The sequence below is a fragment of the Streptomyces sp. NPDC028419 genome, from assembly GCF_055565515.1.
In genome coordinates this window covers 152,528-171,563 of record NZ_JBVHUE010000014.1, presented here as the reverse complement: position 1 = coordinate 171,563, position 19,036 = coordinate 152,528, and the positions used below count along the sequence as shown (strand labels likewise).

The 19,036-nt window shown below is 70.8% G+C and carries 15 protein-coding genes; 8 read left to right on the top strand and 7 right to left on the bottom strand.

From position 1 onward, the window contains the following. Nucleotides 1-7 precede the first annotated feature (7 nt). Genes nuoL through nuoN form a run of 3 tightly spaced genes read left to right on the top strand, consistent with a single transcriptional unit; the run spans nt 8 to nt 5,134 of the window. Complete coding sequence (gene nuoL, locus ACZ4UB_RS18555; RefSeq protein ID WP_468071366.1) at nt 8-1,903, top strand: NADH-quinone oxidoreductase subunit L; 1,896 nt, start codon at nt 8-10, stop codon at nt 1,901-1,903. 1 nt (nt 1,904) lies between these two features. Continuing rightward, nucleotides 1,905-3,491 (top strand): NADH-quinone oxidoreductase subunit M, encoded by a 1,587-nt coding sequence (locus tag ACZ4UB_RS18550; protein WP_468071364.1) that lies wholly within the window; start codon nt 1,905-1,907, stop codon nt 3,489-3,491. Continuing rightward, nucleotides 3,488-5,134 carry an NADH-quinone oxidoreductase subunit NuoN gene (nuoN, locus tag ACZ4UB_RS18545; RefSeq protein ID WP_467956200.1) on the top strand — a complete coding sequence of 549 codons (1,647 nt, stop codon included), beginning with the start codon at nt 3,488-3,490 and terminating at the stop codon, nt 5,132-5,134. Before ACZ4UB_RS18550 ends, nuoN begins: the two co-directional genes overlap by 4 nt. A 73-nt stretch (nt 5,135-5,207) precedes the next feature. On the opposite strand, the gene ACZ4UB_RS18540 is transcribed toward nuoN, so the two are convergent. The 3 genes from ACZ4UB_RS18540 to fahA form a co-directional block, all read right to left on the bottom strand. After that, nucleotides 5,208-5,828, bottom strand: a complete 621-nt coding sequence (locus tag ACZ4UB_RS18540) for a Uma2 family endonuclease (protein ID WP_468071362.1) — start codon at nt 5,826-5,828, stop codon at nt 5,208-5,210. Nucleotides 5,829-5,898: 70 nt separating this feature from the next. Continuing rightward, a complete protein-coding gene (locus tag ACZ4UB_RS18535) occupies nt 5,899-6,498 on the bottom strand; it encodes a hypothetical protein (protein WP_468071360.1) in 600 nt (199 codons plus the stop codon). 136 nt (nt 6,499-6,634) lie between these two features. Continuing rightward, nucleotides 6,635-7,885 carry a fumarylacetoacetase gene (fahA, locus tag ACZ4UB_RS18530; protein ID WP_468071358.1) on the bottom strand — a complete coding sequence of 417 codons (1,251 nt, stop codon included), beginning with the start codon at nt 7,883-7,885 and terminating at the stop codon, nt 6,635-6,637. Between the two features lie 140 nt (nt 7,886-8,025). On the opposite strand from fahA, the gene ACZ4UB_RS18525 reads away from it, so the two are divergent. Beyond that, on the top strand, nt 8,026-8,844 hold the full coding sequence (locus tag ACZ4UB_RS18525) for an HAD family hydrolase (RefSeq protein WP_467956204.1): 819 nt from the start codon (nt 8,026-8,028) through the stop codon (nt 8,842-8,844). A gap of 563 nt (nt 8,845-9,407) precedes the next feature. On the opposite strand, the gene ACZ4UB_RS18520 is transcribed toward ACZ4UB_RS18525, so the two are convergent. Further along, the gene (locus ACZ4UB_RS18520) at nt 9,408-11,414 is read right to left on the bottom strand and encodes a CocE/NonD family hydrolase (RefSeq protein ID WP_468071356.1); all 2,007 of its coding nucleotides are present in this window, start codon (nt 11,412-11,414) and stop codon (nt 9,408-9,410) included. A 49-nt stretch (nt 11,415-11,463) separates the two neighbouring features. Beyond that, nucleotides 11,464-12,984 (bottom strand): peptide MFS transporter, encoded by a 1,521-nt coding sequence (locus ACZ4UB_RS18515; protein WP_468071354.1) that lies wholly within the window; start codon nt 12,982-12,984, stop codon nt 11,464-11,466. A 190-nt stretch (nt 12,985-13,174) separates the two neighbouring features. Between ACZ4UB_RS18515 and ACZ4UB_RS18510 the strand changes: the two genes are divergently transcribed. From ACZ4UB_RS18510 to ACZ4UB_RS18495, 4 genes are all read left to right on the top strand, one after another. Next, nucleotides 13,175-14,185: a polyprenyl synthetase family protein gene (locus ACZ4UB_RS18510; RefSeq protein WP_354382703.1), complete on the top strand. Its 1,011-nt coding sequence runs from the start codon at nt 13,175-13,177 to the stop codon at nt 14,183-14,185. A 239-nt stretch (nt 14,186-14,424) separates the two neighbouring features. Continuing rightward, nucleotides 14,425-15,633 (top strand): LolA family protein, encoded by a 1,209-nt coding sequence (locus ACZ4UB_RS18505; protein ID WP_468071352.1) that lies wholly within the window; start codon nt 14,425-14,427, stop codon nt 15,631-15,633. Between the two features lie 119 nt (nt 15,634-15,752). Further along, complete coding sequence (locus ACZ4UB_RS18500) at nt 15,753-15,956, top strand: ribbon-helix-helix domain-containing protein (protein ID WP_239516343.1); 204 nt, start codon at nt 15,753-15,755, stop codon at nt 15,954-15,956. After that, a complete protein-coding gene (locus tag ACZ4UB_RS18495) occupies nt 15,953-16,369 on the top strand; it encodes a hypothetical protein (RefSeq protein ID WP_354382705.1) in 417 nt (138 codons plus the stop codon). Before ACZ4UB_RS18500 ends, ACZ4UB_RS18495 begins: the two co-directional genes overlap by 4 nt. 58 nt (nt 16,370-16,427) lie before the next feature. Here ACZ4UB_RS18495 and ACZ4UB_RS18490 read toward each other — a convergent pair whose 3' ends face one another. After that, entirely contained in the window at nt 16,428-17,744 is a 1,317-nt protein-coding gene (locus ACZ4UB_RS18490; RefSeq protein ID WP_354382706.1) for a M28 family metallopeptidase, read from the bottom strand. A 201-nt stretch (nt 17,745-17,945) separates the two neighbouring features. Next, on the bottom strand, nt 17,946-18,926 hold the full coding sequence (gene rarD / locus ACZ4UB_RS18485) for an EamA family transporter RarD (protein WP_468071349.1): 981 nt from the start codon (nt 18,924-18,926) through the stop codon (nt 17,946-17,948). Nucleotides 18,927-19,036: the final 110 nt, after the last annotated feature.

The window sequence follows — 19,036 nt, the reverse complement described above, 5'->3', positions numbered from 1 at the left end:
GCTCACCGTGGAGAACATGATCGCGCTGCTCGTGGCGGCGCCCCTGCTCGGAGCGGCGGTGCTGCTCTGCGGCGGCCGCCGGCTCGACAAGGTCGGGCACCTGCTCGGCACCCTGCTCGCCGCCGTCTCCTTCGGGATCGGCGTGGCGCTCTTCGCCGACATGCTCGGACGCGCCGCCGAGGACCGGGCGATGCACCAGCGGCTCTTCAGCTGGATCCCGGTGGAGGGCTTCCGGGCCGACCTCGGCTTCCAGCTGGACCAGTTGTCGATGACCTTCGTCCTGCTGATCACCGGCGTCGGCACGCTCATCCACGTGTACTCGATCGGGTACATGGAGCACGACGAGCGCCGCCGCCGCTTCTTCGGCTACCTCAACCTCTTCCTCGCGGCGATGCTGATCCTGGTCATCGCCGACAACTACCTGCTGCTGTACGTCGGGTGGGAGGGCGTCGGCCTGGCGTCGTACCTGCTCATCGGCTTCTGGCAGCACAAGCCCAGCGCGGCGACCGCCGCGAAGAAGGCCTTCCTGGTCAACCGGGTCGGCGACATGGGCCTGTCGATCGCCATCATGCTGATGTTCACCACCTTCGGGACCTTCGCCTTCGGCCCGGTCCTGGGCGCGGTCGGCTCCACCTCCGAGGGCAAGCTGACGGCCATCGGCCTGATGCTGCTGCTCGCCGCCTGCGGCAAGTCGGCCCAGGTGCCGCTCCAGTCCTGGCTCGGCGACGCGATGGAGGGCCCGACCCCGGTCTCGGCCCTGATCCACGCGGCGACGATGGTGACCGCCGGCGTCTACCTGATCGTCCGCTCGGGCGCCATCTTCAACGGGGCGCCGGACGCGCAGACCGCGGTCGTCGTGGTCGGCGCGGTGACGCTCCTCTTCGGTGCGATCGTCGGTTGCGCGAAGGACGACATCAAGAAGGCCCTCGCCGGCTCGACGATGTCGCAGATCGGCTACATGATCCTGGCCGCGGGCCTCGGCCCCATCGGCTACGTCTTCGCGATCATGCACCTGGTGACGCACGGCTTCTTCAAGGCGGGCCTCTTCCTCGGCGCGGGTTCCGTGATGCACGGGATGAACGACGAGGTCGACATGCGCAAGTACGGCGCCCTGCGCACGTACATGCCGGTCACCTTCGTCACCTTCGGCCTCGGCTACCTCGCCATCATCGGCTTCCCGGGCCTGTCGGGCTTCTTCTCCAAGGACAAGATCATCGAGGCGGCCTTCGCGAAGGGCGGCACCGAGGGCTGGATCCTCGGCGGCGTCGCCCTGCTGGGCGCCGCGATCACCGCGTTCTACATGACGCGCGTGATGCTGCTGACCTTCTTCGGCGAGAAGCGCTGGCAGCCCGACGCGGACGGCCACGCGCCGCACCCGCACGAGTCCCCGAAGTCGATGACCATCCCCATGATCGTGCTGGCCTTCGGCTCCGTCTTCGCGGGCGGCATCTTCGGGATCGGCGACCGCTTCCTCAAGTGGCTGGAGCCGGTCACCGGGCACGAGCACGGCAACCCGCCGGTCAGCGCCCTGACGGTGACCCTGTCCACCATGGTGGTGCTGGTCCTCGGTGTCGGCGTCGCCTGGGCGATGTACGGCCGCAAGCCCGTCCCGGTGGTCGCCCCGCGCGGCTCGCTGCTGACCCGGGCGGCCCGACGGGACCTGCTCCAGGACGACTTCAACCACGTCGTGCTGGTGCGCGGCGGCGAGCACCTGACCCGCTCGCTCGTCTACGTCGACCACAGCCTCGTCGACGGGGTGGTCAACGGCACGGCCGCCGCGGTCGGCGGGCTGTCGGGACGGCTGCGCAAGCTCCAGAACGGCTACGCCCGCAGCTACGCGGTCTCGATGTTCGGGGGCACGGCGATCCTGATCGCCGCGACCCTGCTGATGAGGGCGGTGTGAGATGAATTTCCCGCTTCTTACGGCGACGGCGGCGCTGCCCGCGGTCGGCGCGATCCTGACGGCGGCCGTACCGGCCGCCCGCCGGACCGCCGCCAAGTGGCTCGCGCTGCTCGTCTCGCTGGCGACACTGGCGCTGGCCGCCCTCGTCGCGGTCCGCTTCGAACCGGGCGGCGACCGCTACCAGCTCACCGAATCCCACTCCTGGATCAAGGACTTCGGGGTCCGCTACGAACTGGGCGTGGACGGCATCGGGGTGGCGCTGATCGCGCTCACCGCGCTGCTGATCCCGTTCGTGATCGCGGCGGGCTGGCACGACGCCGACCCCCTGGAGACGCATTCATCGCGCTGGCGGCCGACCCAGGGCTTCTTCGCCCTGATCCTGCTGGTCGAGGCGATGGTGATCATCTCCTTCGAGGCCACCGACGTCTTCCTCTTCTACATCTTCTTCGAAGCCATGCTGATCCCGATGTACTTCCTCATCGGCGGCTTCGGGGACCGGGCGCACTCGGGGTCCGACGAGAACGCGGCCGCGCAGCGCTCGTACGCGGCGGTCAAGTTCCTCCTCTACAACCTCGCCGGCGGCCTCATCATGCTGGCCGCGGTCGTCGGGCTGTACGTGGTCGCGGGCAACTTCTCCCTCCAGGAGATCATCGCCGCCCGGGCCGCCGGCACCCTGGACATGTCCCAGGGCACCGAACGCCTGCTGTTCCTCGGCTTCTTCTTCGCCTTCGCGGTGAAGGCCCCGCTGTGGCCGCTGCACACCTGGCTGCCCAACGCGATGGGCGAGGCCACCGCCCCGGTCGCCGTCCTGATCACCGCGGTGGTCGACAAGGTCGGCACCTTCGCGATGCTCCGCTTCTGCCTCGGTCTCTTCCCCGAGGCCAGCAAGTGGGCCACCCCGGTCGTCCTGGTCCTGGCCCTGATCAGCATCGTCTACGGCGCGCTGCTCGCGGTCGGCCAGCGGGACATCAAGCGCCTGGTCGCCTACGCCTCGATCTCGCACTTCGGCTTCATCATCCTGGGCATCTTCGCGATGACCTCCCAGGGCCAGTCCGGCGCCACCCTCTACATGGTCAACCACGGCCTGTCGACGGCGGCGTTGATGCTGGTGGCCGGCTTCCTGATCTCGCGCCGCGGCTCCCGGCTCATCGCCGACTACGGCGGCGTGCAGAAGGTGGCCCCGGTGCTCGCCGGGACCTTCCTGATCGGCGGCCTGGCCACCCTCTCGCTGCCGGGCCTCGCGCCCTTCGTCAGCGAGTTCCTGGTCCTGGTGGGCACCTTCGCCCGCTACCCGGTCGTCGGCATCATCGCCACCTTCGGCATCGTGCTGGCCGCGCTCTACACGCTGGTCCTCTACCAGCGCACCATGACCGGCCCGCTCAAGGAGGAGGTCCGCTCGATGCCGGACCTGCGCCTGCGGGAGGTCCTGGTGGTCGCCCCGCTGATCGCCCTGCTGATCGGGCTCGGCGTCTACCCGAAGCCGCTGACCGAGATCGTCAACCCGGCGGTGAAGCACACCATGTCCGACGTGAAGCAGCAGGACCCCAAGCCCACCGTGCCGGTACAGAGCGTGGAGGCCGCCAAGTGAGCACGACCGCCGTGGGCCTGTGGGCCCTGGCCGCCGATCCGATCGACAAGATCCCGGCCCCGCACATCGAGTACGCCCAGCTCTCGCCCACGCTGATCGTGCTGGGCGCCGCGCTGATCGGCGTCCTCGTCGAGGCGTTCGTACCGCGCCGGGCCCGGTACGCCGTCCAGGTGTTCGTCACCGCCGCCGCACTGGCCTCGGCCTTCGCGGCCGTGGTCGGCCTCGCCGCCGGCGGCTACGGCACCACCAAGGCGCACGTCGCCGCGATGGGCGCCATCGCCGTCGACGGACCGGCGCTGTTCCTGCAGGGCACCATCCTGCTGGCCTCCGTCGTCGCCGTCTTCACCTTCGCCGAGCGGCGCCTGGACCCGGAGGTGCACGGCAACCGGGTGGACTCCTTCGCCGCCCAGGCGGCGTCCGTCCCGGGCAGCGACAGCGAACGGGCCGCGGTCAAGGCCGGTTTCGCCACCACCGAGGTCTTCCCGCTGATGCTGTTCGCGGTCTCCGGGATGCTGATCTTCCCGGCCGCCGACGACCTGCTGACCCTCTTCGTGGCGCTGGAGGTCTTCTCCCTCCCGCTCTACCTGCTCTGCGCCCTCGCCCGCCGCCAGCGGCTGATGTCGCAGGAGGCCGCGGTCAAGTACTTCCTGCTGGGCGCCTTCTCCTCCGCCTTCCTCCTCTTCGGCATCGCGCTCCTGTACGGCTACGCGGGCTCCGTCTCGTACTCCGTCATCGCGGACGTGGTGGACGGCACCGTCCAGAAGATCGACCCGGCCCTCGCGGGGACCATGGGCAACGACGCGCTGCTGCTGATCGGCGGCGCGCTGATCCTGATGGGCCTGCTCTTCAAGGTCGGCGCGGTCCCCTTCCACATGTGGACCCCGGACGTCTACCAGGGCGCCCCGACCCCGGTCACCGGCTTCATGGCGGCGGCGACGAAGGTCGCGGCCTTCGGCGCGCTGCTGCGCCTGCTGTACGTGGTCCTGCCGGGCCTGCGCTGGGACTGGCGCCCGGTGATGTGGGGCGTCGCGATCGTCACGATGCTGGCGGGCGCGGTCATCGCGATCACCCAGACCGACGTGAAGCGGCTGCTGGCCTACTCCTCGATCGCGCACGCGGGCTTCATCCTGGCCGGTGTGATCGCCACGTCGAAGGAGGGCGTCTCCTCCGTCCTCTTCTACCTGGCGGCGTACTCCTTCGTGACGATCGGCGCCTTCGCCGTGGTCACGCTGGTGCGCGACGCGGGCGGCGAGGCCACGCACCTGTCCAAGTGGGCGGGTCTCGGCCGGCGTTCCCCGCTGACGGCGGCTGTCTTCGCGGTCTTCCTGCTCGCCTTCGCCGGCATCCCGCTGACCTCCGGCTTCGCCGGTAAGTTCGCGGTCTTCAAGGCGGCGGCGGAGGGCGGCGCGGGCGCGCTGGTCGTGGTGGGTGTGATCTCCTCGGCGATCGCGGCGTTCTTCTACATCCGGGTCATCGTGCTGATGTTCTTCAGCGAGCCGAAGGCCGACGGCCCGACCGTCGCCGTCCCCTCGATGTTCACGATGACCACGATCGCGGTGGGCGTCGCCGTGACGGTGGTCCTGGGCGTGGCACCCCAGTACTTCCTCGAACTGGCCGGCCACGCGAGCACGTTCGTCCGCTGACCCGTTCGTCCACGCGCCAGGGCCCGGCCCCCCTTCCTAGGGGGCCGGGCCCTGACACGTACCGGGTACGGGACTACTCGGGGCGCCGGCGCTTCGGCGTGATCGCGTCGAGGTCCAGGTCGATGGGGAACGGAACGGAAACTTTCAGGCGGTCGTGGAAGATGCCGGTGGCGACGTACTTCTGGGTGGCGGGGTCGAGTTCGTAGACGTAGACCACGGCCCGGCCGTCCTTGTTCTCCACCCGCCAGAAGTGGAGGATCCCGGCCGTGGCGTACTTCAACGGCTTCGCTTCGCGGTCGCGCCCGATCGAGTCGGGGGAGACCACTTCGATGGCGAGAACCACGGCCTCGGCAGGGAATCGAGTCTGTTCCAGAGCATCGACAACGTCCGCGCGTACGACGACGACGTCCGGCTCGGGCCGGTTCCCCTTGTCGATGTCGATGGTGATTTCGCGGAAGACCTCGAAGTCGTCAGGGGCCACCGATTGCAGTTGCCACTTGCACAAGTCGATGGCCCGCTCGTGGAAGACGCTCTGCGGACTCACGAAAACCAGGCTCCCGTCGATCAGCTCCGTGTGCGGAGGCAGATTCGGAAGCGTGTCCAGGTCGTCCGCGGTCCAGCCGCCTGCCGGCGGGATCGGCCAGTGTGGCCCCGGCTCCGGTTCAGGCTGTGGCGCTGCGGATTCGACGCTCATCAGTGCTCCCATGGGGCAGAGTCTCGCGAGTCCGCTCAGCGTATCGCCGGGAAACCGGGAAGCACCGCTCTTACGGGTGAGCGTGGGCCGGATCGGCGGGCTCGGAGGTCTTCGGGCAGGTCAGGGCCGGGTTCCAGTTGTGGAAGCGGCCGGCCGGGTTCTCCTTGTAGGCCCACAGGTGGAGGTCGTAGTGCTTGGGCATGCCCGCCCAGTGGCCGGGCATGGGGCCGTCGAAGGGCAGTCCGAACATGCTCGGCCGGTCGTCGGTGGTCTTCATGTCCTGGTCGCGGTCGGCGGACATCCACTCCACGGTTTCGAGCGTGCGGCGGCCGTGGGAGTCCTTCGTGCTGCTGTAGAGGAGCGCGGCCGGCCTGCTCGGGTCCGTCGAACCCCAGTTGGCTTCCTTGACGTAGTGGTAGCCCATGGCGCCCACCCCGAAGGGGTTGGTCATGCACTCCATGCCGTGCGGGACGTAGCCGTCCTTGATCGCCTCCCGCTCGTCCACGTACTTGGCGGTCACCGCCATCGCCGTGGCCAGGTCGCGCATCGCCTGCGCGTTGCGGGGATCGGGCGCCGGACCGTCCACCGCCTGGGCCGCGGGGACGGCGGCCAGGGCTATGGACGCGGCGGCCAGGCAGGTCAGGGCGGCCTTCAGGGGGCGTACGGACATCGGGGCTCCTGGCGGGTGGGGGACGTGGGTCCACCCTGGCCGGGAGCGTGCGCGGGCGCACGTGGTGTGGCCCAAAGGGGGGTCGGCCGGGTCCCCGGCCCCGCCGCGCGGGCGGGGCCGGGGGAGCGGCGCCGGGTCAGGGGCGCGCGGCCGTGATCGTGCCGGTGACCTCGCCGAGGCCGACCTTGGTGCCGTCCGGGCCCGGGGCCCAGGCGGTCAGGGTGACGGTGTCGCCGTCCTCCAGGAAGGTCCGCTTGCCGTCGGGGAGCTCCAGGGCGTCGCGGCCGTTCCAGGTCAGCTCCAGGAGGGAGCCGCGCTGGCCGGTCTCGGGGCCGCTGACCGTGCCGGACCCGTAGACGTCGCCGGTGCGCAGGGAGGCGCCGTTGACGGTCATGTGGGCGAGCTGCTGCGCCGCGGTCCAGTACATCGAGGAGAACGGCGGGTGCGCGACCTCGTGGCCGTTGATCGCGACCGTGATGTGCAGGTCGAAGCCGCCCTGCTCGTCGGCGCCGGCCTCGGAGTCGTCGAGGTAGGGCAGCAGCGGGAAGTCGCGGGCCGGGGGCGCCACGCGGGCCGCGTCCAGGGCCTCCAGAGGGGTGACCCAGGCGGAGACGGAGGTCGCGAAGGACTTGCCGAGGAAGGGGCCGAGCGGCACGTACTCCCACGCCTGGATGTCGCGCGCCGACCAGTCGTTCAGCAGGAAGAGGCCGAAGACGTGCTCGCGGAAGTCGCCGAGCGGCACGACCGTGCCCAGCTCGGAGGGGGTGCCGACGACGAAGCCGACCTCCGCCTCGATGTCGAGCTTGACGCTCGGGCCGAAGACGGGCGCCGGGTCCGCGGGCGCCTTGCGCTGGCCCGAGGGCCGCACGACGTCCGTGCCGGAGACGACCAGGGTGCCCGCGCGGCCGTGGTAACCGATGGGCAGGTGCTTCCAGTTGGGGGTGAGCGCGTCGCCGTCCGGGCGGAAGATCTGCCCGACGTTGGTGGCGTGGTGCTCGCTCGCGTAGAAGTCGACGTAGTCCGCGACCTCGTACGGCAGGTGCAGGGTGACGGCCGCGAGCGGCACCAGGTGGGGCTCGACGGCGGGCCGGTGGCCCGGGTCGGTGACCCACGCGGTGAGCGCGCGGCGCACGTCGTGCCAGGCGGTGCGGCCGGCCGCCAGCAGCGGGTTGAGGGAGGGCTGGCCGAGCAGCCCGGCGTACGGGGACCCGAGCGCGAGGGCGACGGCTCCGGCGTCCAGCACGTACCCGCCGATCCGCACGCCGATGCGCCGTCGGGGCTCCGCGTCCCCGCCCGTCTCCTCGGCGGTGGAGAACACGCCGTACGGGAGGTTGTGCGGCCCGAACGGGTCGCCCTCGGGTACGTCGAGGGGGCTCTGCAGGGGCATGGGATACTGCCTCGCTTTCCGGGCGGCCCGGGGGTGTCCCGGGTTTTGTTGACACGTTACGTGCCTGGTGGGGCCTGCGGGAGGCCGGATTCGGGCGCTATTTGTAGGACTTGTCCAACGAGGTCCGTATCCTTGAACCCGTGACTTCCGCCCCCCTTCGCGCCCTCCCGTACGCCCTGATCGCCACTGACCTGGACGGGACGCTGCTGCGCGCAGGTGACACAGTTTCCGCCCGTTCGTACGCGGCGCTCGCGACGGCGCGCGCAGCAGGCGCCCGGCACATCATCGTCACCGGGCGCCCCGTCCCACAGGTCCGGCACGTCCTGGACGACCTCGGCTACACGGGGCTCGCGGTGTGCGGACAGGGCGCGCAGTTGTACGACGCGGCGGAGGGTCGGATGCTGCACTCCGTCGCCCTGGACCGGGATCTGGCGGAGGTCGCCCTCGGCAAGATCGAGGCGGAGGTCGGTGAGGTGTTCGCGGCCGTCAACCGGGAGGGGCTGGACGCGGAGATGCTGATGGGGCCCGGCTACCGGATGTGGCACCCGCACCTGCCGACGGTCCGCGTGCCGCGCCGGGCGGACCTGTGGTCGGCCCCGATCAACAAGGTGCTGCTCCAGCACCCCGAGCTGGACGACGACGAACTGACCCGGATCGCGCGGGGCGTGGTCGGTGACCTCGTCAACATCACGATGGCCGGGGAGCACACGGTGGAGATCCAGCCGCCGGGCATCGACAAGGCCAGTGGGCTGGGGCGGGCGGCGGCCGTCCTGGGCCTGGACGGGTCCTCGACGATCGCCTTCGGCGACATGCCGAACGACATCCCCATGTTCGCCTGGGCCGCCCATGGGGTGGCCATGGCGAACGCCCACCGCGAGTTGGTCGCGGTGGCGGACGAGGTGACCCTGTCGAACGAAGCGGACGGCATCGCGGTGGTCCTGGAACGCCTGTACGCGTAACGAGCCCCCACCCCCTCCCTCCGGGGGCGCCTCAAACGCCGGCGGGGCTGAACCCCCGGCCCGCCCAATCCAGCCCGCGCCGCGGCTCCCCTTCCGGGGGCGCCTCAATCGCCGGCGAGGCTGGATTCCCGGCCCGCCCAATTCAGCCCGCCCGGCGTTTGAGGGCAGTCTGTGACCCGGGCCCGATCCAGCCCGCGCCGCCCCCCTCCCTCCGGGGGCGCCTCAAACGCCGGCGAGGCTGGAATTCGAGCCCGTCGGAGACAGCACGGGCGGCCGGTGCCGGGCCCAATCCAGCCCGCCCGGCGTTTGAGGGCAGTCTGTGAGCCGCACGGGCGGCCGGTGCCGGGCCCAATCCAGCCCGCCCGGCGTTTGAGGGCAGTCTGTGAGCCGCACGGGCGGGCGGTGCCGGGCCCAATCCAGCCCGCCCGGCGTTTGAGGGCAGTCTGTGAGCCGCGCGGGCGGGCGGTGCCGGGCCCAATCCAGCCCGCCCGGCGTTTGAGGGCAATCGGTGGGGCGGGCCGGGCTCGATTCAGCCCGCCCGGCGATTGAGGGGCGGGGCGGGGTCAGCCCGCTGTGCGGGGGAGGCGGCGTTGCCAGGTGCGGTGGAAGAGGACCTCGTCACCCTCACGGCACACGACCTCGTCGGACGTCACGAAGCCACCCTCGTCGCACGAGATCTCCGACCGGGTCTCCACCCTCGCGTCCCACCCCCGCTCCGGCCGGTGCAACCGGATCCGCCAGTCCGAGACGGTCCGGGCCGACAAGGGGTCGCCGTCCTCGATCTCGTACACCTCCCGCGCGTCCTCGCTGAACTCCAGCCCGTCCGGGTACACCCGCGTCCCGCCGTACCGCGGGTCCACCTCCAGCCGCCAGAGCCCGCGCGCCACGTCCCGCACGACCAGCCGCTCCGGCCGCGGCTCGTCCAACGTCTCGGGGTGGACCACGCCGAGCCCCTCGGACTGCTCCGGCGGCTCGAAGACGACCTCCGGCCCCGCCCCCACGGCCGGGTCCCGGACCGGCAGGGTCAGCGCGCTCCCCGCGGGCTCCAGCGTCCAGCCCGCCTCGGACCCGGCCCGCGGCCAGATCCACGGCCAGTACGCGGAGGACACCGCGAGCCGGATCCGGTGCCCGGGCGGAAAGGCGTGCCCGATGCCGTTCAGCTCGAAGGCGACGTCCTCGTACGCGCCCACCGGCCACGGCACCGCCTTGTCCCGCCCCCGCCGCGCGGACAGGTTCAGCGCGCCCCGGGTGACCAGCGTCGAGGACCCGTCGGGCGCCACGTCGCAGACCCGGGCGACGACCTGCCCGTACGGCACGTCCATCCGCAGCCGCAGGGTGACCCGGGGCCGCCCCAGGACCTCCAGCCGCCCGCCGGCGCCCACCGGGAACTCGAAGCAGGCCGACTTGGCGTCCTCCTCGCGCTGGTCCGGCGGCAGGTCGCCGTCGTTGCCGAAGGGGAAGAAGCGGCCCGCATCCAGGCCGGTGTGCTGCGGGGACACGACGAGGACCGGGTCGCCCTGGAGCGCGTAGGTGTGCGGCGCGACCGCCGGCGAGGGCCAGGCCGGGTCGCCGACCCAGCGGCCCTCCATCCGCTCGTAGACGGTGGCCGGGCGGTGCGACTCGCTGATCCAGGAGCGCAGCAGCGGCTCGTCCATGACCCCGTTGTCCACCCCCTTCAGCCAGTGGTCCCACCAGCGCAGGGTCTCCTGGAGGAAGCCGATCGCGGGTCCCGGCGGCAGGCCGCGGTCGGGGTACTGGTGCGACCAGGGGCCGATCAGGCCGCGCACCCGGTCGGCCGGCAGGTGTTCGACCAGCCGCAGGACGGTGTCCCGGTAGGGGTCGTGCCAGCCGCCGACGGCGAGGACGGCCGCGCCGATCGCGGAGTAGTCCTCGCAGACGCTGCCGTGCTTCCAGTACGCGTCGCGGGTCTGGTGCGCGAGCCAGGTGTGGACGAGCGGCTGGAGGGACTCCAGCCGGTCCAGCCACTGCTCCTTCCAGCCGTCGCCCGCGTAGAGCGGGTCCGGCGGGCGGGCGGCGAAGGCGAGCATGGTGGCGGCCCAGGCGTGCATGTCGACGGCGAGGACCGAGCCGCCCATGTAGTGCACGTCGTTGTCGTAGCGGTCGTCGGTGGAGCAGACGGTGACGACCGCCTTGAGCGGCTCGGGCGCGAGGGCGGCGATCTGGAGGGAGTTGAAGCCGCCCCAGGAGATGCCGAACATGCCGACCGCGCCGGTGCACCAGGGCTGTGCGGCCAGCCACTCCACGACGGCGACCCCGTCGGCCAGTTCCCGCGCGTCGTACTCGTCGCCGGGGTGGCCCCCGCTGTTGCCGTGGCCGCGCACGTCGACCCGCACCGAGGCGTAACCGTGCCCGGCGTACCAGGGGTGACGCTGCTGGTCACGGGGCGCGGTCCAGTCGCTGAGCCGGTACGGGAGGTACTCCAGCAGCGCCGGAACGGGTTCGTCCGTCACGGGCCGCCAGATACGGGCGTACAGCGTCACTCCGTCGGGGAGCGGAATCCGGACATCCTCGTGGGTGGTCCCGTACGGGAAGTCGGTACGGATGTTCATGCGCGGCCTCAGCCCCTCGCGGTACTGGGAAGGTCGGTGGACAGGCGGGTCAGTGCACGGGGTGCATGGTGCGCTTCAGCCAGGGCCCGAGGGCGATCACGGCCAGGCCTGCGGCCACCGCGATCGCGCCGTTGACGCCGAAGTAGGCGGGGATGGAGACCGTGCCGTAGAGCTTGACCACCTGGGCCTGGATGCCGTTGGCGAGGGCCAGCGAGAGGAACCACAGGGCCATGGTCTGGCTGGCGTAGGCCTTCGGGGCGAGCTTGGTGGTGGCCGACATGCCCGAGGTCTCCAGCAGTACGTCGCCGAGCCCGAGCAGCAGGTAGGAGCCGACGATCCACCAGGCGGCCATCTTGAAGGCGTCGTCGCCCCCGTGCCCGGAGGTCGGGACGACCATCAGCAGGAAGGACAGGCCGCCCAGGATCACGCCGAGGGCGATCTTGCGGGAGGAGTGCGGCTGGCGGCGGCCCATCCGGACCCAGACGGCCGCGACGACCGGGGCCAGCGCCACCTCGAAGGCGCCGAGCGCGGAGGCGTACCAACTGGCCGGGAAGTGGAAGCCGAGGATGGAGGTCTGGGCGTTCGTCGAGGCCAGCAGCATCATCGTCGAGTACGCCTGGAACAGGATGAAGTTGAAGGCGACGGAGGCGAGGAAGAGCACCACGTACGGGCGCAGCCGGCCGCGTTCCTCGGCGCTCACCCGGGGGCTGCGGAACATGACGGCGAAGTAGACGACCGGGGCGATCACCGAGATCAGGGTGAGCAGGTCGACGAACCGGCCCATGGTGAGCCAGCCGAGTGCGGCCAACAGGGTGGCGAGGACCGCCACGCCCAGCAGGCCGCCCAGGATGCTCCACACGGCGCGGCGCATCGCGGCGGGGGCGAGGGGGTACTCGGCGGAGTGCTTTCGTCCGGCCAGATGGCGGCGTCCCAGGACGTATTGGACCAGGCCGGCCGTCATGCCGATCGCGGCGGCGGAGAAGCCCCAGTGCCAGCCCTCGTGCTCGCCGAGCCAGCCGGTGATGAGCGGGCCGGCGAAGGCGCCGATGTTGATGCCCATGTAGTAGAGGGCGAAGCCGGCGTCGCGGCGCTGGTCCTCGGTGCGGTAGAGCTTGCCGACCATGCTGGCCACATTGGGCTTGAGCAGGCCGGTGCCGGCGCTGATCAGGCCGAGGCCCACCCAGGTCATGGCGGCGGTCGGCACGGCCATCGCGTAGTGGCCGCAGGCGATCAGGACGCCGCCCCACAGGACGGATCGGTAGGAGCCGAGGATCCGGTCGGCGAGCCAGCCGCCGGCGACGGAAACCAGGTAGACCATGGTTCCGTAGGCGGCCGACACGGACGCGGCGGTTCCCGGATTCATTCCGAGGCCGCCGTTGACTACGGTGTCCGCGAAGTAGAGAACGAGGATGGCCTGCATGCCCAGGAACGAGAAGCGCTCCCAGACCTCCAGTCCGGAGAGCGTCGCCAAGCCCCTGGGGTGGCCGAGGAAGGCGTGGTCGTCGCCGGGCGGCGGCTGGTCGGCCTCCGGGTCCGCCGGTTCGTCGATATCAGGAGCAGTTCTGGACAAAACGTATTCTCCGGTCGTATTGGCTCCTTAAGAACATACCGGTGTGGTTCGGACGGTGCGCTGGTCGCGACCGGGCGGGCGCTCTCGGTGATCGAAAACAGACCGGATACGCTGGCTTGAGTGATGGCAGCGACACATCGACAATCCAGGTGATCGTCACCGTGATCGTCAGCAGACAGGAGTACCCCTCGTGACCGTCGTCGGGCCGTTCGGACTGAGCGTGCGGGACCAGGCTCTTGAGAGCGATGTCCAGGCCGGACTGGCCGCAGTCGAGGCGGGTCTGCTGGAGGCCACCAAGAGCGAAGTCCCCTTCATCACCGAGGCCGCGCAGCATCTGGTGAAAGCCGGCGGCAAGCGGTTCCGGCCGCTGCTGGTGATGCTCGCGTCCCGCTTCGGCGACCCCTACGCGCCCGGCATCGTGCCGTCCGCGGTGGTCGTGGAGCTGACGCACCTCGCGACGCTCTACCACGACGACGTCATGGACGAGGCGGACGTCCGGCGCGGCGTGGACAGCGCGAACACGCGCTGGGGCAACTCCGTGGCGGTCCTGACGGGTGACTTCCTGTTCGCCCGTGCCTCGCACATCCTGGCGGACCTCGGCCCCGAGGCCGTGCGGATCCAGGCCGAGGCCTTCGAGCGGCTGGTGACGGGTCAGATCCTGGAGACGGCCGGTCCGCGCGACGGCCGCGACCCCGTCGCCCACTACCTCGACGTCATCGCGGGCAAGACCGGCTCGCTGATCGCCGTCTCCGGTCGCTTCGGCGCCCTGATGTCCGGCGCCGACGAGTCGGTCGTCGACATCCTCACGCAGTACGGCGAGCGCCTCGGCACCGCCTTCCAGCTCGCCGACGACGTCCTCGACATCGCCTCCGACTCGCACGAGTCCGGCAAGACGCCGGGCACGGACCTGCGCGAGGGCATCCCGACCCTGCCGGTGCTGCGGCTGCGGGAGATGGCCGCCCGGGACGGGCGGGAGGAGGACCTGGAGCTCGTGCGCCTCCTGGACGGCGACCTGACGGACGACGCCCGGCACGCGGAGGTGCTGTCCCGGCTGCGGGTGCACCCGGCGCTGGAGCAGGCGCGGCGCGACACCATCCGCTACGCCGAGGACGCGCGGGCCACGCTGGCCCCGCTGCCCGAGTGCTTCGCGAAGTCCGCCCTGGAAGAGCTGTGCGACGCGGTGGTCCACCGGGCCGGCTAGGTCCTAAGGCAGAGGCGAGGCCCTCCGACCCCCTACGGGATGGGGACGGGGGGCCTTCGTCATGTCATCCCACGGGCGTACACGGAGTTGGCTCCGAGGAGTGATGCCCCGGAGGGCCTTCGTTTGGTCATATGGAGACACACATCCCCACCAGATCGGGTGAGAGTGGCGGCGCGGGGTGGACGTTGAGATGTCGGGATGGGTAGGTCGCCGCCTACACACAGAGGTAGGGCAGAGACATGGCAGCGAACGTAAAGACCCCTCGCAAGGCCTCGCGGTACGCGGTACCGGTCGTGGTCGTGGGAGTGGCCGTGGCGACCGTCGGACTCATTCCGGCCTTCGCCAACGCGAGCGGACCGGACCTTCCGAAGGTGACGGCGCAGCAGCTCATCGAGAAGATCGCGGCATCGGACACCCAGCAGCTGTCCGGCACCGCGAAGATCAGCACCGACCTCGGCCTGCCCAAGCTGGCGACCGGCCTGCTCGGCGGCGGGGGCGTCTCCGGCGGTTCCGCGAACCCGGAGGACAAGCTCACGCAGCTCGCCACCGGCACGCACACCTTCAAGGTCGCGGCCGACGGCCCGGACCGCCAGCGGATCACCTTCCTGGACGGCAAGGACGAGTACAGCCTCATCCACAACGGTGATGAGGTCTGGGGCTACGACAGCAAGTCCAACGAGGTCTTCCACGACAAGGAAGCGGGCGCCAAGGCGGGCCAGAAGGGCAAGGAGCACAAGACGGCCGACCGGCTCGCCACCTCGCCCGCGCAGCTCGCCGAGGAGGCCCTGAAGGCCGCCGGACCCACCACCGACGTGAGCGTCGGCGACACGGCCCAGGTGGCCGGACGCGACGCCTACCAGCTGGTGCTCAAGCCGAAGGCGTCCGGTTCCACCATCGGGTCCGTCCAGATCGCGGTGGACGCCAAGAACGGGGTGCCGCTGCGCGTCCAGGTGCTCTCCAGCCAGGGCGGCAAGCCGATCGTGGACGCGGGCTTCAGCAAGGTCGACTTCGCCAAGCCCGCCGCCGACACCTTCACCTTCACCCCGCCCAAGGGCGCCAAGGTGCGGGAGGGCTCCGACGCCTCGCACGGGGACAAGGCGCAGCGCCGCATGGACTCGCTGCCGATCCCCGGCCTGAACGGCCTGACCGGCGGCGGGGCCAAGGGCGGGACCACGGTCCTCGGTGAGGGCTGGGGCGCGGTCGCCCGGATCGACTCCGGCTCGGGCAAGGGGCTCAAGGACTTCGAGGGCAAGGCGAACGAGAAGGGCGCCCCCAAGGAGGCCAAGCAGCTCCTCGACAGCCTCGGGGACAAGGTCAGCGGGAAGTTCGGCTCCGGCCGGATCTTCTCGACCCGCGTGGTCAATGCGCTGATCACCGATGACGGCAAGGTCTATGTGGGTGCGCTCACCAAGGACGCCCTGGTCCAGGCGGCCAACGCGGCGAAGTAGTCCGGACGCCCGCGGGACGCGGGCACAGGTACGACAAGGGTGGCCCAGGACGTGTGTCCCGGGCCACCCTTCCGGCGTAACTCTCCTCCGTACAGCGGGCCCGCTGTACCGTGAGTGCCATGTCGAGACACGTCACCATCCGCCTGGAGGAAGAGTTCCACGAGCGCCTCAAAGCGCGCGCGGCGGCGCTGGGGACGACGGTCACCGCGCTGATCACCGAGGTCACCGAACGCGAACTGGACGAGGACCGCAAGAACTTCCTCTCCGGTATCGAGGAGTTCGCCGACCACTGGGGCTACTTCCAGGAGCGGTTCGGCCATTGAAGATCACCATGGAGTGGGCCTGGACCGCTCTGGCCCACCACCTCCCGTCCGATCCCGCCGTGTGGGATCCCTCCGGGGTGGCCGCCGCGGTGGCCCGCCACCAGAACGACCTGGTGCTGGTCCCCGAGCAGCCCGCCCCCGACACCGCCTGGCGGGCCGCCGCCTTCCTGCACACCCTCGCGGTGTGCCCGGCGCTGGAATCCCCGATGAACGAGTTCTACGCGGCCGCGGCGACCCGCTCGTACCTGCGGGTGGCCGGGGCGAAGCAACTGCCCTCGCCCGAGGCGCTCGGTGATCTCGTGGAGGCCGCGAAACTGGGCCGGGTCGACATCTCCGCCGTGGCCGAGGAGCTGCGCTCCCAGATACAGGAGCCGGTCCCGGAGACCCTGCGGGTGCGCGCCGAGGGCGCGTGACGCCACCGCCGCCCGCCTCCCCGAGGGGGAAGCGGGCGGCGGTGGCGCGTTCGGGCTGTCAGAAGGTGATCTTCCAGCTGTTGATGTAGCCGATGTCCTGCGCGGCCACGTCCTTCACCTGGAGCTTCCAGACGCCGTTGGCGACCTCGCTCGACGCGTTCACCGTGTAGGAGGCGATGACGTTGTCGGCCGAGTCCGAGCTGGAGTTCTTCAGCCGGTACGCCGTGCCGTCCGGGGCGATCAGGTCGATCTGGAGGTCACCGCGGTAGGTGTGGACGATGTTCACGTCCACCTTCGTGGTCGCCGGGGCGTTGCCCGTGACGCCCGAGACGGTGATCGGCGAACTGACGCCGGCGGCAGGGGAGTCCGGGATGTTGTAGTCCGTCGTGTTCTCGAAGGACGGGCCCGGCGGGACCGTGGCGGCCGCGCCCAGGGTCCAGACCGCGTAGGCGATCGCGTCGCTGTTCTTGTCCAGCGCCGCGTCGTTGATGTTCGCCGAGGTGTCGCACGACCGGTGGTAGCAGGCGTCGAAGGCCTTGCCGGAGGTGCCGCCCCACTTCTGGGCCTGCGCGGCGGTCTTGATGTAGTCGGCGCCGCTGAAGAGGCCGCCGACCGGGATGCCCGCGTTCTTGAAGGGGGCGTGGTCGGAGCGGCCGTCGCCCTCGGTCTCGATCTCGGTGGGGATGCCGACGCCGGCGAAGTACGTCTTGAAGGTCTGCTCGATCGTGGGGTCGTCGTCGTAGACGAAGTAGCCCGGGTTCGGCGACCCGATCATGTCGAAGTTCAGGTAGCCGGAGATCTTCGACTTCTCGGCGCTCGGCAGGTTGTTGACGTAGTACGTCGATCCGACCATGCCCAGCTCTTCCGCGCCCCACCAGCCGAAGCGCAGGTGCTTGGTGGACTGGAGCCCGGCCCGGGAGACGGCGAGGGCCGTTTCGAGGATGGCGGCCGAACCGGAGCCGTTGTCGTTGATGCCGGGACCGGCGCTGACCGAGTCCAGGTGCGAGCCGGACATCAGGACCGAGTTCGGGTCGCCGCCCGGCCAGTCGGCGATCAGGTTGTAGCCGGTGGCGCCGCTGGAGGTGAAGGTCTGCAGGGTGGTGGTGTAACCGGCCGCGTCCAGCTTGGCCTTCACGTAGTCGATCGAGGCCTTGTAACCGGCCTTGCCGTGCGCGCGGTTGCCGCCGTTGGCGGTGGCGATCGACTGGAGTTGGGTCAGGTGCGCCTTGACGTTGGCTATGGGGATGTCGGGCGGCGTCGGCGCGGCCGTGGCCGCGGTGGGGGCGGCCAGCGCCGCGGGGGCGGTGGAGGCGAAGAGGCCGGCCACCGCGATCGCGGTGACGGCGGCCAGGCGCCGTGAGACGGACAGGCTCATGTGGGGGCTCCGGGATTCCGCGGGGATATGACGGAACTGCGGGGATAGAGCAAGTGAGCGTTCGTGCGTCAGTGCGAGCCTGATGTTCAGCGAGAGTATGACTGCCCGTCAAGGTCATAATCCGGTCAGTGGGGTTCGGAAAACGGACGATCCCCGGTACGGAGGTTCCGTACCGGGGATCGAGCGGTGGATGATGCGCGGCTACGCCGGTTCGCGCGCCGGGGTCACCGGGGTCGCCGCGGGGGCCCCCGAGGGGGGCGCCGCGGTGGCCGAAACGGTCGCCGCGAGGGCCGCGCGGGAGCGCCGTGAGGTCCGCAATGCGTCCCAGGTCAGCAGGGCGAGCGCGGCCCAGACGAGGGAGAAGCCGGCCCAGCGCTCGGGCGGCATGGCCTCGTGGAAGTAGACGACGCCGAGGCCGAACTGGAAGACCGGGGCCAGGTACTGGAGCAGGCCGAGGGTGGACAGCGGGACCCGGATGGCCGCGGCGCCGAAGAAGACCAGCGGGATCGCGGTGACCAGGCCGGTCGAGGCCAGCAGGGCGGCGTGCCCGACGCCCCCGGTGGTGAAGGTGGAGTGGCCCTGGACCGTCAGCCACAGGAGGTAGCCGAGGGCCGGCGGGAAGAGCAGCGCGGTCTCGGCGGCCAGGGAATCCAGGCCGTTCAGGTTGATCTTCTTCTTGAGCAGGCCGTAGGTCGCGAAGGAGCAGGCGAGCACCAGCGAGATCCACGGCGGCCGACCGTAGCCGATCGCCAGCACCACGACGGCGGCGAAGCCGACGGCGACCGCCGCCCACTGCGTGCGGCGCAGCCGCTCGCCCAGGACGAGGACGCCGATGCCGATGGTGACCAGCGGGTTGATGAAGTAGCCGAGGCTGGCCTCGACGACCCGGCCGTGGTTCACGGACCAGATGTACAGGCCCCAGTTGATCGAGATCACGGTGGCCGCGAGCGCGGTCAGGCCGAGCTTGCGCGGCTGGCCGACCAGGGCCCGTATCCATCCCCAGCGGCGCATCACGAGCAGGGCGAGGCCGACGGCGACCAGGGACCACACCATGCGGTGGGCGAGGATCTCGATCGCTTCGGCGGGCTTGAGCAAGGGCCAGAAGAGGGGCACCAAGCCCCACAGGCCGTAGGCGCCGAATCCGTAGAGCAAACCCGTGCGCTGCTCGTTCTCTGTGCTCACGGGCCCTCCAGGGTCACTTCGCGCCAACCTCACGAAGGTAGCGCCGCCGGAGCTGGATGTCATGCCCGTTGGCAGGTGACGGTCATGACATCCGGAGCGTCTCCATCGCG

What these genes read in the sequence shown, in the direction of transcription:
- ACZ4UB_RS18550 (WP_468071364.1), top strand. Translation starts at nt 1,905, where the DNA reads ATGAATTTCCCGCTTCTTACGGCGACGGCGGCGCTGCCCGCGGTCGGC.
- ACZ4UB_RS18540 (WP_468071362.1), bottom strand. Translation starts at nt 5,828, where the DNA reads ATGAGCGTCGAATCCGCAGCGCCACAGCCTGAACCGGAGCCGGGGCCA.
- ACZ4UB_RS18535 (WP_468071360.1), bottom strand. Translation starts at nt 6,498, where the DNA reads ATGTCCGTACGCCCCCTGAAGGCCGCCCTGACCTGCCTGGCCGCCGCG.
- fahA (WP_468071358.1), bottom strand. Translation starts at nt 7,885, where the DNA reads ATGCCCCTGCAGAGCCCCCTCGACGTACCCGAGGGCGACCCGTTCGGG.
- ACZ4UB_RS18520 (WP_468071356.1), bottom strand. Translation starts at nt 11,414, where the DNA reads ATGAACATCCGTACCGACTTCCCGTACGGGACCACCCACGAGGATGTC.
- ACZ4UB_RS18505 (WP_468071352.1), top strand. Translation starts at nt 14,425, where the DNA reads ATGGCAGCGAACGTAAAGACCCCTCGCAAGGCCTCGCGGTACGCGGTA.
- ACZ4UB_RS18500 (WP_239516343.1), top strand. Translation starts at nt 15,753, where the DNA reads ATGTCGAGACACGTCACCATCCGCCTGGAGGAAGAGTTCCACGAGCGC.
- ACZ4UB_RS18490 (WP_354382706.1), bottom strand. Translation starts at nt 17,744, where the DNA reads ATGAGCCTGTCCGTCTCACGGCGCCTGGCCGCCGTCACCGCGATCGCG.